This window comes from Effusibacillus lacus, from assembly GCF_002335525.1.
In the GTDB taxonomy this organism is placed as follows: domain Bacteria; phylum Bacillota; class Bacilli; order Tumebacillales; family Effusibacillaceae; genus Effusibacillus; species Effusibacillus lacus.
Window position 1 is genome coordinate 64,296 of the sequence record NZ_BDUF01000068.1, and the last position, 13,327, is coordinate 77,622.

Sequence of the window (13,327 nt, forward strand, 5' to 3'; positions counted from 1 at the left end):
ATTCTCCCTGTCAAATCCGTACATGTCAGTGTTGTACCCGACATCAAAGTAATCCCGGGAGGTCAATCCATTGGTGTGAAAATCAAATCCAACGGCATCATGGTAGTCGGTTATAATCTGGTAAAAACTCCACAACGGTCTTTTTCGCCCGGGGAAGAGGCAAGTATCAAAGTTGGGGATGTGATTACCGAAATCGACGGGAGGAAAACGGAAAGTGTGGAACAAGCCGCGATGTTGATTAACAAGGCAGGCAAGGATGAACGGGATGCGGAAGTTACCGTAATTCGCTCCAGATCCGCTGTCAGGCTGCATGTAAAACCAGCTTGGGACAAAGAAACTGAAACGTACAGGATTGGTTTGTACATCAGGGATTCTGCAGCCGGTGTCGGAACTCTTACGTTTTATGCACCTGACCACAAGGTGTTTGGCGCCCTGGGTCATGTGATATCCGATATGGATACAGGTCAGCCCATTGCCGTAAAGGACGGACAGGTTGTTCACTCCAGAGTCACCTCCATCGATAAGGGAGAGAGCGGTCAACCCGGAGAGAAAAGGGGCTCCATGATTGATGAAGACAACGTATTGGGATCCATCACCAAAAACACGGACTTTGGAGTTTTCGGAACCATGAAGAAAATACCCGATTACGGGAAGGTGACCGAAGCGATGCCGATTGCTTTGGCGGAACAGGTAAAAGAAGGGCCCGCAAAAATTCTGACAGTTGTGAACGGACAAAGAGTGGAGGAATACGACATCGAAATCGTTAATGTGCTCCGGCAGAAGTATCCCGCAACCAAGAGCATGGTTATTAAAATCACCGACTCTCGGTTGCTGGAACAAACGGGCGGCATCATTCAGGGGATGAGCGGAAGTCCGATCTTGCAGGACGGAAAGATTGTGGGCGCCGTTACTCATGTTTTTGTTAATGACCCGACGCAAGGGTATGGCGTTTTTATCGAATGGATGTTGAACGAAGCCGGGATTCCAACCAAGTCTGCAATACCAAAAGCATCATAACAACGCCCTTTTCTGGGCGTTTTTTGTTGAAAACCTTGTTAAATCAGCCTTTTTAAAGACAGGACTTTAGACCTAATTTCGAAATATTTTTCGACAAATCGACTGACATAAATTTCGAAAATGAGTAATAAGATTCTTAGCAAGAGCCAATGTCGAAAAATGTACGAGATGAATTATCAGAATAATCACCCTGATCCTTGGAAGGATTAGGCATCTCCATGTCGAAACTTTTTACTATCGAAATTGCCGCAAAATTGAAGGTCAGTGAAGGGGGACCCTTTTGTGAGTCAAATTAAAGTATTGGTCGCAGACGATAACAGAGAATTCGCCGATCTACTGAACGATTTTATTTCCGAACAACGGGACATGCAGGTTGTTGGGCTTGCTTATAACGGGAATGAAGTACTTGAGATGATTGATACCCACAAGCCTGATGTTGTGATATTGGATATCATTATGCCGGTATTGGACGGAATTGGCGTTCTGGAGAAAATTCAAAGCATGAACCTGCATCCCGAACCCAAGGTCATCATGTTGACCGCTTTCGGCCAAGAAACAATTACCAAGCGTGCAGTGGAATTGGGGGCCTCTTACTATATCCTGAAACCTTTCGATATGGATATTTTGATCAGCAGAATCCGCCAGGTCGTTCGAATTCCAAGCGGCTCCAAGCAAGCTCCGGTCATGACGAGAGGCAAGAATGTCGATGCATCCATCACCAATATCATCCACGAGATTGGCGTTCCTGCCCATATCAAAGGATACCATTATCTGCGCGAAGCGATTACGATGGTATACAAGGATGTGGAAATCCTTGGATCGATTACGAAGGTTCTTTACCCGAAGATTGCCGACAAGTACAATACCACACCAAGCCGTGTGGAAAGAGCAATCCGCCACGCTATCGAGGTTGCATGGGGGCGAGGGAATGTTGATGCTATCCGCTCTGTATTCGGTTACACAGTAAGCGTAGGGAAAGCGAAGCCGACCAATTCCGAATTCATCGCGATGGTGGCCGATAAACTGCGGATTGAAGCGAAAATAAGTTAAGCGGCGCCAGTACTCCGTTTTGGCGCAGTTGATAATTAATTTCGCTCATATTATCACATTGTCAAAAATGGGAAAACTCTTCCACTTAACGCGAACCTGGACGATTTCATTACACGCATCGTGAAAAAATGGGTTTGACAAATTCTGCGTATGTGTATACTATGTATATACCAAACGGGGAGGAATGACAATGCAAACGACAGTTTTCAAGTCAGGAAACAGTTTGGCTGTTCGTATCCCGGCACAGATGGCAGAGAACGTTGGACTCGACAATGGCACAGCGATTGAGATTTTTGTAGAAGACGGCGACATCAGAATTCGCCGCTCAAAAAAATACACTTTGGAATCTCTTCTAGCGTTGGTGAAACCTGAGAATCGGCATGAAGAAGTGTTTTCAGACGGACCGAAAGGAAATGAGATATGGTAAGCAGTTCTCTTGATCGCGGGGATCTGGTCACCATCGACTTCGACCCGCAAGCAGGGCATGAGCAAGCCGGTCGTAGACCGGCGCTTGTGCTTTCTCCACGCGCTTTTAATGATTTGTCTGGATTTGCACTCTTATGTCCTATTACAAACACAATTAAAGGCTGGCCGTATGAAGTTGTTTTACCGGATGGGTTAGCCTGCAGCGGCGCTGTTCTCGTTGATCAAGTACGGAGCTTTGATTGGAGAGCCAGACGCGCGCGCGTGATTGGACAAGCTCCAAAGCATATCGTAGAAGATGCGCTGGCAAAACTACACACATTGCTCTAAACTAAAGAACCGTCAATGGCTGGAATAAGACTTCGGCTGTTGTTCGGCAAATAGCGAATTCATTGCGATGGTGGCCGACAAACTTCGGATTGAAGCCAAGATTAGCTAGTTGACACCCCAATTCATTGGTTTTCTCCAAAACCAGTGGATAGGGGTGTTGTTCTTTAAACGAACCTGTTTAGAACGGAAAAGAACTCTTTCAGAAAATCGTAAAACAGTTTCTCGGAAGGGGGAAGCTCCCGGTTGGCCGGAATAATGACCCCCACCGTTCTTGTGATATTGGGCTCCCGGATCGGGAGGCGAACAGTACCTGTTGGCAAATTGTCGTTCAGGGTGACCTCCGGGAGCAGGGTAACCCCCAGTCCTGCGGCGACTAAGCCTTTAATTGCGTCAATGTCTTCTCCTTCAAAGGAAACATTAGGTTTGAAGTTCATCTGCTGGCAAGCTTGATTGACTAGATCCCGCAGGATAAATCCCTCGGGGAACAGGATGAAGGAATCGTTCTGCAGCTCACTCAGCCGGAGGGAGGGTTGATCGGCCAACGGATGGTTCCATGGGAGCAGGGCCACGATTTTTTCCTGGAACAGAATTTTGCCTTTTACCTCTTTCTCATTAGTGGGGACGGGGCCTACCAAAGCCAAGTCAAATTCCCCTTTGCTGACGCCTTGGATCAGATATTTGTAAGACCCTTGACGCAGCTGGAAACCAACATGGGGATGCCGATTCCGAAAAGCCGATATAATGGAAGGAAGAGTATAGGACGCGAGACTGCTGGGAAACCCGATTCGAATGGTTCCTCTTTCCGGGTCCAGAAACTCCTCGATCTCCTGTTTGGCTTTGTCAAGTTCCTTCAGTGCGGTTATCACGTGTTCCATGAAAATTTTTCCAACTTGTGTAAGCCGGACGTTCCGTCCTTCCCGGATAAACAACTGAACTCCCAATTCTTCTTCCAGGTTGGCAATTTGCCTGCTGACGGCCGATTGGGCTACATGCAGGGCGTGCGCTGCCTCCGTCACATGCTCCCGCTTGGCCACTTCGATAAAATATTCAATTTGCCTCAGTTCCATAAGAATCCCCTCAGAATCAATTGATCTCATTACGTGATTGTTTTTATCTGAATTATATATTGTTTCGATGAGTTATTCGACACTAAAATAACATTAATATAAAATTCCCCAGCAGATTAGAGAGAACTGGATACAGTCAAGGGGTTATCACTATAGGAACGGAGAGTGGGGCTAATGACAAGAACAGGGTTGCCGGGACCGCAGGGTCTGTATCATCCCTCTTTTGAACACGATGCTTGCGGTATCGGATTTATCGCGAATCTCAAGGGAGATGCGTCCAATACTATCGTAAAGCAAGGTCTGGAGATGTTGTGCAACTTGGAACACCGCGGAGGGCAGGGTGCCGATCCCGAAACGGGCGATGGTGCCGGGATCCTGGTGCAAGTTCCGCATGCTTATTTTAAACTTGATTGCAAGGAACAAGGGATTGATCTGCCTGCTCCGGGCCGTTATGGCGTTGCCATGCTTTTCTTGCCGCAGGATGGGGCTCAGAGAGCCGAATATGAACAGAAACTGGAGGATCTCACCCGGGAGGAGGGGCAGGTGTTTCTCGGATGGAGAACCGTACCCGTACGTCCGGAAAAAATCGGATCCACCGCACGCGAAAGTCAGCCCTATATCCGGCAGGCTTTCATTGGGGCCGGGGATCATGTCAAAAACACCATGGCTTTCGAACGAAAACTGTACGTGATCCGAAAGCGCCTGGAAAAGGCAGCGGGAAAAGACTTGTATGTGGCCAGCATGTCCAGTAGAACAATTGTATACAAAGGCTTGTTGACACCCGAACAGTTGGGCGCTTTTTATCAGGATCTGCAGCATCCGGAGTTTGCTTCGGTTTTCTCGGTTGTGCACTCCCGCTTCAGCACGAACACCTTTCCAAGCTGGGAACGGGCGCATCCCAACCGGTATCTGATTCACAATGGCGAAATCAATACGCTCCAGGGAAACATCAACTGGATGTTTGCCCGTGAGAAACTGTTTGTATCTGATGCATTTGGTGAGGACATTCAGAAGGTTGTACCGATTATCGATATGGACGGAAGTGATTCGGCGATCCTTGACAACTGCTTTGAGTTTTTCTCCCTGGCGGGCCGGTCGCTGCCCCATGTGGCAATGATGATGATTCCCGAACCATGGGACAAGGATGCCGGCATGAGCGATCCCAAGAAAGCTTTCTATGAATATCACAGCTGCCTGATGGAGCCCTGGGACGGACCGACTGCCATCTCTTTCACTGACGGCAGGCAAATCGGGGCCATTCTCGACCGGAACGGACTTCGTCCGGCCCGTTATTACGTTACGTCCGATGATATGGTTATTTTCTCTTCCGAAGTGGGTGTTCTGGATGTGCCGGAGGAGAAAGTCGTTTACAAAGGCAGATTGAGTCCCGGTCGCATGTTGCTGGTTGATTTGGAAGAAGGCCGCATCATTTCCGATTCGGAAATCAAGGAACGCGTTGCGAGTGAACACCCTTACCGGGAATGGCTGAATCAAAATCTGATTCCGATTGAGAATCTGCCAAATTCCCATAACGAAATCCCGTCCGAGGAAGAATCCTTGCTCCGTTTACAAAAGGCTCATGGCTACACCCAGGAAGAACTGACAAAGATGCTGGCTGCCATGGTCACAGAAGGGAAAGACCCCGTCGGTTCCATGGGGATTGATATGCCGTTGGCTGTGCTTTCTGACAGGCCACAGCTGCTTTACAACTACTTTAAGCAGTCTTTTGCGCAAGTAACAAACCCGCCAATTGATGCGCTTCGAGAGGAATGTGTAACCTCTGCGACCACAACATTGGGATCAGAGGGCAATCTTTTGCATCCTGACGGAAGCAACTGCCGCAGAATCCGCCTGGAGCTTCCTCTCATAACGGATGCGGATCTGGCAAAGCTGCGACACAACGGGTATTCAGAGTTTCGGGCAAAGACCTTGCCAATTCTTTTCCAAGCGGCAAAGGGTGAAACGGAGCTGGAGAAATCCCTGGAAGCACTGTTTGCAAAAGCGGATCAGGCGATTCGGGAAGGGTACTCCCTTCTCATTCTGTCCGATCGCGGAATCAATAAAGAATGGGCTTCCATTCCTGCACTTCTTGCGGTTAGCGGCTTGCATCATCACCTGGTCCGTCAGGGAACCAGAACCCGGGTCAGCCTGGTGATCGAAACCGGGGAGGCACGGGATGTGCATCAGTTTGCCATGCTTATCGGCTATGGGGCAGATGCCATTAACCCATATTTGGCAATGGCATCCCTGAAAGAACTGATGGATACGGGAATTCTCTCTGGGGGTTCCCACAGCGAAGTCGTTGAAACGTACCTGCGCGTAGCAACTGAAGGCGTCATAAAGGTTATGTCCAAAATGGGCATTTCCACCGTTCAAAGTTACCGTGGCGCTCAGATCTTTGAAGCGGTAGGGATTTCCCAATCTGTGATCGACAAGTACTTTACCCGCACTTCCTCCCAAATTGGCGGCATCGGACTTGAGATCATCGCCAGGGAAACTCTCATGCGCCACGAACAGGCCTTTGGCGATGGGGCTGAAGAAAAGGGACTTGAGACAGGAAGCGACTTTCAGTTCCGCAAGGATGGAGAGTATCACACCTTTAATCCGAAAACTGTTCACGCCCTGCAAAAGGCTTGTCGCGAAAACGATTATGATCAGTTTAAACAGTATTCGCAGATGGCAAACGAAGAACGATTTGCCTTCCTGCGGCATCTGCTGGAATTTGAATCAGATCGCAAGCCCATCCCGATTGAAGAGGTGGAACCGGTAGAGTCCATTGTAAAGCGTTTCAAGACCGGGGCCATGTCTTATGGATCTTTGAGCCGGGAAGCGCACGAAACTTTGGCGGTTGCCATGAACCGTTTGGGCGGCAAGAGCAACAGCGGAGAAGGCGGAGAAGACCCGAATCGTTACATTCTGGATGAGAACGGGGACTCTCGCCGCAGCAGCATCAAGCAGGTGGCATCCGGACGATTCGGTGTAACCAGCCATTATCTGGTGAATGCGGATGAACTTCAGATCAAGATGGCACAAGGCGCTAAACCGGGAGAAGGCGGACAATTGCCCGGCAACAAAGTGTATCCCTGGATCGCCGAAGTTCGCGGTTCGACCCCTGGCGTCGGCTTGATTTCGCCGCCGCCGCATCACGACATTTATTCCATTGAGGATCTGGCACAACTGATTCATGACCTCAAGAATGCCAATCCGGCAGCGCGAATCAGTGTCAAGCTTGTTTCCAAGGCCGGAGTGGGCACCATTGCGGCCGGAGTGGCAAAGGGCCTTGCAGATGTCATTGTCATCAGCGGTCATGATGGAGGAACCGGTGCTTCTCCCAAGAGCAGCATCAAACACGCCGGGCTGCCGTGGGAACTGGGATTGGCGGAAACCCACCAGACCCTCCTGCTGAACCGGCTGCGCGACCGGGTGATACTGGAAACAGACGGCAAGATGATGACCGGACGGGATGTTGTTGCGGCAGCCCTGCTGGGAGCCGAGGAATACGGCTTTGCTACGGCACCTTTGATTTCCATCGGGTGCGTGATGGCTCGCGTCTGTCATACGGATACTTGCCCCGTTGGGGTTGCCACCCAGAACCCGGACCTTCGAAAGAGATTCAAGGGGGATCCGGAACACGCAGAGAATTTCATGCGGTTTGTGGCACAGGAAGTTCGGGAGATCCTGTCGCAGCTTGGGTATCGAAGTCTGCAGGAATTAATTGGAAGATCTGATCTTCTGAAACTGGGTGAAAAGGCAAAATCCCACTGGAAAGCTCAATATTTGGATCTTGCACCTCTCTTGTACCAACCTGATGTACCTGCCGAGGTCGGGCGTTATTTCCAACGTCCGCAGGATCATAAACTGGAGCAGGCCATGGATATCCAGGTGTTGTTGAAACTTTGCGAACCCGCTCTGAAAGAGAAAAAACCCGTCAAAACCACTCTTCCCATTCGCAACACCAATCGGGTAACGGGCACGATTCTTGGCAGTGAAGTAACAAAACGGTATGGAGCGGAAGGGCTGCCGGAAGATACGATTCAGCTTCACTTCAAAGGATCGGCGGGCCAAAGTTTCGGAGCATTCGTACCGAAGGGGATTACCCTCCTGTTGGAAGGGGATGCCAACGATTATGTCGGGAAAGGACTTTCCGGCGGCAAAATTGCAGTGTATCCATCCGAAGAATCAACTTTCGTTCCGGAAGAGAATATCATTATCGGGAACGTGGCCTTCTATGGTGCGACAGCAGGAGAAGCATATATCAGAGGAATGGCGGGCGAACGATTCTGCGTGCGGAATAGTGGAGTCCACGCAGTGGTGGAAGGTGTTGGCGACCACGGATGCGAATACATGACAGGCGGACGTGTGGTCATTCTGGGACCCGTGGGCAAAAACTTTGCGGCTGGAATGTCAGGCGGCGTCGCCTATGTATATGTGGAGGATGCCCGTGCGTTTGCGAACCTTTGCAACCAGGAGATGGTTCATCTGGAAGCCCTTACGGATGAAACGGATCTTGCGGAAGTCCGCAATCTGATTGAAAAGCATGTACACTATACCTCAAGCCTTCATGCACAGGAGATCCTTGATAACTGGCAGGATTCGTCCAAGAAGTTCATAAAAGTCATTCCGAAGGATTACAAGCGAATGATCGAATCCATCCAGGAGCTGCTGGAAACCGGTATGAGTCCGGAAGAAGCGGTGCTTGCATCCTTTGAAAACAGCAAGAAGAAAGGATCAAAAGATACCGGGAAGAAAGTTCCGCAAACTCTTGCCCCGTAAATTCAGACAGGGAAACAGAAAAGCAGAGGAGCCCTATTGGATTCCTCTGCTTTTTTTCGTTAATACTATTCTTCGAGGGTCGTAATCACTGTGTCGTATCCATACCCATAATCGGCTTCCAAACGATTCTCGATGGCCCGGATAACGATTTCCCGTTTATGAACCCCGTCAAAGGCGGAAAATAACGGACAGCCCTTCGAATCCAGCCCAACATATTCGATATCTTCCAGGAAAGAATCGCATTTTTCCCTGATTGCCTGCAGCAGTTGGTCAATGTTTGTTTCATTGGTTTTCATGGTCGGCTTCCTTTCGTTAAAAAGTTTGCTTATGTAACGCTTCTTAAAGATTATGATAAAACATTTTCCCAAGATCAGAAAGTCTTAATCCTTTCTTTATCTTCCCTTAACAATTGCCCGATATAGTAGGGAATGTGAAAGATGATCCGCCGAGGAGGTTGCTCTATGATCAGCGCCCTGGTTCATTGGTTGTTTGTTGACCAGATGGAAGAGCGGTTAAATTTTGAGAAAAAAGGATATGTTAAAAACGAGGTTGACCAGTTTTTACTGATTCAAGAATTTGTCAAGAAATAGCGGCTAACCTCTCTGTTTTGGAATTTGAAAATCTGATAGAATGTGAAAAGAATCACAATGTAATTCTGAACAGCTACCAAATTGGGCAGGAGGCCAAACCATGAATATTGAATTTGACTTTGAAAACTTCTCAAACAAATATCTTACAGAAAGCGAAAGAAAGGTGATAGAAGGTCTGGACATTCGCCTTTATCTGAACAAGGAAACCGGAACTTTCTATCATGAAGTGATGGCTGACAAGAAACTTTCCGTTGAGGAAATCAAGCAGGAAGACAAAGTGCTTGACAAGTTTTTCCGGCTTGTGAATTCGGAAATCAAATCTTTGGTGTGATCTCCATAACTTACGCCCCTGTTGTCAGGGGCGTTTTTTCTTCCTCATAAACTTCGGGCAATTTCCAGGTATTCATCAAGGGGGACGATCCGGTAACCTTCTCGAATCAGGTCGTCCAGAATCAAGGGAAGGGATTGTACCGTCAGGGTACGGTCCAATTCCCCGTCGTGTGCCAACAGGATGCCGCCATTTTGGTCTTTTACCAGACTCATAACCCTTTCCCTGACTTCTTCCGGAGTCGTTGTGCTGCGGTTCTCCACACAGACATTCCAAAGTACCAACTCTTTGTTCATATCCTTGACAGCAGCAAGAATTTCGCGGCTTAGATTGCCTCTTGGAGGGCGAAAGTAGCTCGACAAGCGAGGGGAAGGACCCAGCAAATCCGACAAAGCCGCATCGACAGTCGATAGCTCCTCATAAACTTGCTCTTTCCCCAATTCTTCCAAATGAGGGTGGTTGTATGTGTGATTTGCCACTACATGTCCTTGGTCCACAATTTGTTTGAGCAGGTCGGGATTTGCAACAGCGTTCTTTCCAATGACAAAAAATGTGGCAGGAACTTTTCGGTCTCCAAGGATCCTCAGAATCTCGGGAGTGAACCGCGGATCCGGCCCATCATCAAAGGTAAGTGTGACCACTTTGTCTGGAACTTCAGCCAATGTGGCACGATTATCGGGAAAGACCTGGGCAGCCACAAGCAACAAAGCTGCCAACAGGCCCACGATAAGAATCCATCGTCTCATTACTGGCCACTCCTTTTCTACCCATGCAGGGATAAGATCAATCTATAAGAATGCAATACTGGGTTACGAGTTTACTTTAAAGGCATTGCATGTCTTGTTTCAAGCGGGAATAGTTGGTTGTTTGAGTCATTGAAAAAAGCTTGCCTCAAACCGAGACAAGCTTTCCGGAAGGGGTTACCTTTACCTTTTTCTTTTGAACATACTGTAGGCAACGTACAGCACCGTAAGCAAAGTGGCTGCAATAATTACAGGTTGTATGTACGGTTTGGCCAGTTCGTTAATCTGCTTCCAGTTGCTTCCCAATTGATTCCCCAGATACAGGAAAAAGATTGACCAAGGGATGATGGCCAGTGTCGTATAAAGGGTAAACTTCCAGAATGACATCTTGGCAATTCCGGCTGGAATCGAGATCGCATGACGAACGACCGGAATGAAGCGGGCCGAGAAAATCACGCCTGACCCGTATTTGTTAAACCAGTTTTCAGCCGTATCGATATGTTTCTTGTGAATCAGCACGTACTTGCCATACTTCTCCAAGAAAGGACGTCCCCCGTAATAGCCCGCCCAATAAAGAAAAAGCTGGGCCAGGACACCGCCGATGGTGCCGGCTATTACAGCACCCGCAAAGGTGATTTTTCCCTGTGAGATCATAAATCCGCCGTATGACAATACAATTTCGCTGGGGATCACTTCAATCATCAGCCCGAGAGCAATCCCGAGGTAACCGAGATCGGTAAGTGCGGTCAAAACTGTGTATATGAATTCTTTCATGGCTCTCCCCTTTTCGGTTGGATGCGAGATTATCTTATCAGCCCAGGCTCCGAATGGCAAGAGGACGAAACAAATTCAGTCGAGGGTCTGTCATATAATACCATCCAAAATAATCAGAAACACTTCCAAAGGGTCAACCGCAGAAAGCCTGATTGCGGAAGCGATACCCTTGATGCTAAAGCCTTTCGGGTATGAAGAAGTCATGATCTCGATCGAAGGGAAGCCTGCTGGAGAAAGCTTTTTCAGCCACATGGGAAGCAGCGGACCGTTCAAGGCGAAAGACCCTGCCCAGTACGAGTTTGTCAAGGATTGAAATTCAGGTTTGCCGTATTTCCTTCGTGCCTTAAACCGCATCTTGATGTATACTGGGAGTAAGGGTCATACTGAATGGAGGAATCGGGGTGCTGAATAACTCAATGGCTGAGCTTGGGAGCGACCATCCGGAGATTGTCCTCAAGCTTGACCGAAACTTGATTCCCGCCGGGGAAATGCTTACAGGCAGTTTTATGCTGTGGCGGGAAATCGCTGAGCGCGCTGACAATACCATTGACGTTGAATTTGTATTGCAGGCCCAACTGGAAGACGAAGTGGTCGAGCAAAAGATCGAAGAATTTAAGTCCCAACCTGTAAGGGTCTCTGAAGACACCCAACTAGTTGAGTTTCCCTTTTCTTACCGGCTGCCCCAGTGGCTGCCCGTATCAACACATGCAATCCGTTACTACGTCAGACCCAAGATGTATCCCAGCCGGATCTCTACTCACTGCGTGGAAGACTCTTTGGAAATGGAAGCTATCATCGTTCAACCAAACCAGGAGCAGATGACACTGTTGAAGGCGTTAAGCGAACTGGGATATCATGAAAAATTGGACTCCCGTTACTGGAATGGCCGTGTGCAGGAGTTTGATTTTGTGGCCGGCAAAGAGAACGATTCGGATGTTCGGGAACTGACGGTTCAATTTTATCAGGCAAATGGCCTGGTAAGGACTGAATTGCGGGTTGAAGGTCGGGATCCTGTTCCAATCGACATCCATAAAGAGATTGACATTGCCGTTTCTTTGAGAAATGCGCTGCAAATAGACATCTGACAAAACTGGGGAAGGTCCAAGCGATCTTCCCCAGTTTTGCAATCTATCTCCATTCCCTTGCAAAGATTCCCGTCGCTCCGCCGGTGTGCCAGAAGAGAACCCGATCTGCGGGCCGCACGACCCCTTTTTTTATATAATCGAGCAGTGCCGCCATGGTTTTCCCGGTGTATACATGATCAAGAAAGATCCCTTCTGTCCTTGCGAGCAAAGCGATCGCTTCCAGACACCCCTCTGTCGGGACACCATATCCTTTGCCAAGATAGCTGTCTTCTATGTATGGGGAAACAGGCGGAGAACCGCCGATCCAATCCGCTGCCTCTGTGAGACAGGAAGCGACAAGGCGGATACTGTCATTTCGGTTTAACCATGTGCTGATTCCGACAATCTTTTCGGGCTGTGTCTGCTTTGAAGATGTGAGATACTGCCCAAGCAACAAGCCGGCATAAGTCCCTCCGGAGCCAACGGTCACGAATATCCAATCAAACTGCAGACCGCCGTCCTCTCTTTGACGGGACATTTCTTCATAGGCACGAATGTATCCAAGAGTGCCCAATCCGTTGGAACCGCCAACCGGAATCAAATAAGGCTTACGGCCTTGAGCTGCAAGTTCCCGACAGGTTCTGAGCAAGGCAGCCTCCTGATCCGCCGGTGAATAGGTTTCGCTAAACAGAATGCGGGCTCCCATCAGCTCGTTCATCAGAAGATTGGCCCTGCGGGTTCCCGGATCCCTCCCTGCCGCTACTATGACAGATTCCATGCCCAGCCGGACAGCCAGAGCGGTGACAGCCCGGGTATGGTTGGACTGGGGTCCGCCTGTGGTTACAACACAGTCGGCTCCTTTCTGAAGGGCATCGGCCAACAGGTACTCAAGCTTTCTTATCTTGTTGCCGGCGGTTGCCATGTCGCCTGTCATGTCATCCCGCTTGATCCATACTTCTGTGCCAAACGCTTCGGACAGCCGGTGCAGCCGGTGCATAGGGGTAGGAACTGCAGCCAGGGAGAGTGGGGCAGGGACGGGTGAACCTGACATCCTTTCACCTCCATATAGTAAAAATAGCTTCTCGGAATTAAATTTCCCTTGCTGGCTCCAGTCTCTTGACTAGGGCCATTTATTGTTTCACCCCCAAAACAGGAGTGCGAACAAATT

Annotated in this window: 14 protein-coding genes; 9 read left to right on the forward strand and 5 right to left on the reverse strand. The window is 49.0% G+C overall.

Annotation, left to right across the window (positions count from 1 at the left end; genetic code table 11):
* From spoIVB to EFBL_RS13560, 4 genes are all read left to right on the forward strand, one after another.
* The coding region (spoIVB, locus tag EFBL_RS13545) for a SpoIVB peptidase (RefSeq protein ID WP_231705807.1) at positions 1 to 1,017 on the forward strand (1,017 nt) is incomplete at its 5' end.
* A 282-nt stretch (positions 1,018 to 1,299) separates the two neighbouring features.
* Complete coding sequence (gene spo0A / locus EFBL_RS13550) at positions 1,300 to 2,067, forward strand: sporulation transcription factor Spo0A (RefSeq protein WP_096182648.1); 768 nt, start codon at positions 1,300 to 1,302, stop codon at positions 2,065 to 2,067.
* Between the two features lie 190 nt (positions 2,068 to 2,257).
* The gene (locus EFBL_RS13555; RefSeq protein ID WP_096182649.1) at positions 2,258 to 2,494 is read left to right on the forward strand and encodes an AbrB/MazE/SpoVT family DNA-binding domain-containing protein; all 237 of its coding nucleotides are present in this window, start codon (positions 2,258 to 2,260) and stop codon (positions 2,492 to 2,494) included.
* Entirely contained in the window at positions 2,488 to 2,820 is a 333-nt protein-coding gene (locus EFBL_RS13560; RefSeq protein WP_096182650.1) for a type II toxin-antitoxin system PemK/MazF family toxin, read from the forward strand. Before EFBL_RS13555 ends, EFBL_RS13560 begins: the two co-directional genes overlap by 7 nt.
* Positions 2,821 to 2,984: 164 nt before the next feature.
* Here EFBL_RS13560 and gltC read toward each other — a convergent pair whose 3' ends face one another.
* The gene (gltC, locus tag EFBL_RS13565) at positions 2,985 to 3,887 is read right to left on the reverse strand and encodes a glutamate biosynthesis transcriptional regulator GltC (RefSeq protein WP_096182651.1); all 903 of its coding nucleotides are present in this window, start codon (positions 3,885 to 3,887) and stop codon (positions 2,985 to 2,987) included.
* A gap of 174 nt (positions 3,888 to 4,061) precedes the next feature.
* Between gltC and gltB the strand changes: the two genes are divergently transcribed.
* On the forward strand, positions 4,062 to 8,660 hold the full coding sequence (gene gltB / locus EFBL_RS13570) for a glutamate synthase large subunit (protein ID WP_096182652.1): 4,599 nt from the start codon (positions 4,062 to 4,064) through the stop codon (positions 8,658 to 8,660).
* A 65-nt stretch (positions 8,661 to 8,725) separates the two neighbouring features.
* Here the strand turns inward: gltB and EFBL_RS13575 are convergent, their stop codons facing one another.
* Positions 8,726 to 8,956, reverse strand: a complete 231-nt coding sequence (locus tag EFBL_RS13575) for a hypothetical protein (RefSeq protein ID WP_096182653.1) — start codon at positions 8,954 to 8,956, stop codon at positions 8,726 to 8,728.
* Positions 8,957 to 9,121: 165 nt separating this feature from the next.
* Here EFBL_RS13575 and EFBL_RS21690 point away from each other — a divergent pair, with 165 nt between their 5' ends.
* Together EFBL_RS21690 and EFBL_RS13580 are read left to right on the forward strand one after the other, a co-directional pair.
* A complete protein-coding gene (locus tag EFBL_RS21690) occupies positions 9,122 to 9,250 on the forward strand; it encodes a hypothetical protein (RefSeq protein WP_269432705.1) in 129 nt (42 codons plus the stop codon).
* A gap of 100 nt (positions 9,251 to 9,350) precedes the next feature.
* Positions 9,351 to 9,581, forward strand: coding sequence for a hypothetical protein (locus tag EFBL_RS13580; RefSeq protein WP_096182654.1), 231 nt, complete (start codon positions 9,351 to 9,353; stop codon positions 9,579 to 9,581).
* Positions 9,582 to 9,625: 44 nt separating this feature from the next.
* On the opposite strand, the gene EFBL_RS13585 is transcribed toward EFBL_RS13580, so the two are convergent.
* Positions 9,626 to 10,324, reverse strand: coding sequence for a polysaccharide deacetylase family protein (locus tag EFBL_RS13585; protein ID WP_096182655.1), 699 nt, complete (start codon positions 10,322 to 10,324; stop codon positions 9,626 to 9,628).
* 180 nt (positions 10,325 to 10,504) lie between these two features.
* Positions 10,505 to 11,095, reverse strand: coding sequence for an undecaprenyl phosphate transporter UptA (uptA, locus tag EFBL_RS13590; protein ID WP_096182656.1), 591 nt, complete (start codon positions 11,093 to 11,095; stop codon positions 10,505 to 10,507).
* A gap of 172 nt (positions 11,096 to 11,267) precedes the next feature.
* Between uptA and EFBL_RS20620 the strand changes: the two genes are divergently transcribed.
* Together EFBL_RS20620 and EFBL_RS13600 are read left to right on the forward strand one after the other, a co-directional pair.
* Positions 11,268 to 11,408: a hypothetical protein gene (locus tag EFBL_RS20620; RefSeq protein WP_165912638.1), complete on the forward strand. Its 141-nt coding sequence runs from the start codon at positions 11,268 to 11,270 to the stop codon at positions 11,406 to 11,408.
* A gap of 88 nt (positions 11,409 to 11,496) precedes the next feature.
* Entirely contained in the window at positions 11,497 to 12,180 is a 684-nt protein-coding gene (locus tag EFBL_RS13600) for a sporulation protein (protein ID WP_096182658.1), read from the forward strand.
* Positions 12,181 to 12,223: 43 nt separating this feature from the next.
* Here EFBL_RS13600 and EFBL_RS13605 read toward each other — a convergent pair whose 3' ends face one another.
* Complete coding sequence (locus tag EFBL_RS13605; RefSeq protein WP_096182659.1) at positions 12,224 to 13,210, reverse strand: 1-aminocyclopropane-1-carboxylate deaminase/D-cysteine desulfhydrase; 987 nt, start codon at positions 13,208 to 13,210, stop codon at positions 12,224 to 12,226.
* Positions 13,211 to 13,327 lie beyond the last annotated feature (117 nt).

What these genes read in the sequence shown, in the direction of transcription:
- gltB (WP_096182652.1), top strand. Translation starts at nt 4,062, where the DNA reads ATGACAAGAACAGGGTTGCCGGGACCGCAGGGTCTGTATCATCCCTCT.
- EFBL_RS21690 (WP_269432705.1), top strand. Translation starts at nt 9,122, where the DNA reads ATGATCAGCGCCCTGGTTCATTGGTTGTTTGTTGACCAGATGGAAGAG.
- EFBL_RS13580 (WP_096182654.1), top strand. Translation starts at nt 9,351, where the DNA reads ATGAATATTGAATTTGACTTTGAAAACTTCTCAAACAAATATCTTACA.
- uptA (WP_096182656.1), bottom strand. Translation starts at nt 11,095, where the DNA reads ATGAAAGAATTCATATACACAGTTTTGACCGCACTTACCGATCTCGGT.
- EFBL_RS20620 (WP_165912638.1), top strand. Translation starts at nt 11,268, where the DNA reads ATGCTAAAGCCTTTCGGGTATGAAGAAGTCATGATCTCGATCGAAGGG.
- EFBL_RS13555 (WP_096182649.1), top strand. Translation starts at nt 2,258, where the DNA reads ATGCAAACGACAGTTTTCAAGTCAGGAAACAGTTTGGCTGTTCGTATC.
- EFBL_RS13605 (WP_096182659.1), bottom strand. Translation starts at nt 13,210, where the DNA reads ATGTCAGGTTCACCCGTCCCTGCCCCACTCTCCCTGGCTGCAGTTCCT.
- EFBL_RS13585 (WP_096182655.1), bottom strand. Translation starts at nt 10,324, where the DNA reads ATGAGACGATGGATTCTTATCGTGGGCCTGTTGGCAGCTTTGTTGCTT.
- EFBL_RS13575 (WP_096182653.1), bottom strand. Translation starts at nt 8,956, where the DNA reads ATGAAAACCAATGAAACAAACATTGACCAACTGCTGCAGGCAATCAGG.
- EFBL_RS13560 (WP_096182650.1), top strand. Translation starts at nt 2,488, where the DNA reads ATGGTAAGCAGTTCTCTTGATCGCGGGGATCTGGTCACCATCGACTTC.
- gltC (WP_096182651.1), bottom strand. Translation starts at nt 3,887, where the DNA reads ATGGAACTGAGGCAAATTGAATATTTTATCGAAGTGGCCAAGCGGGAG.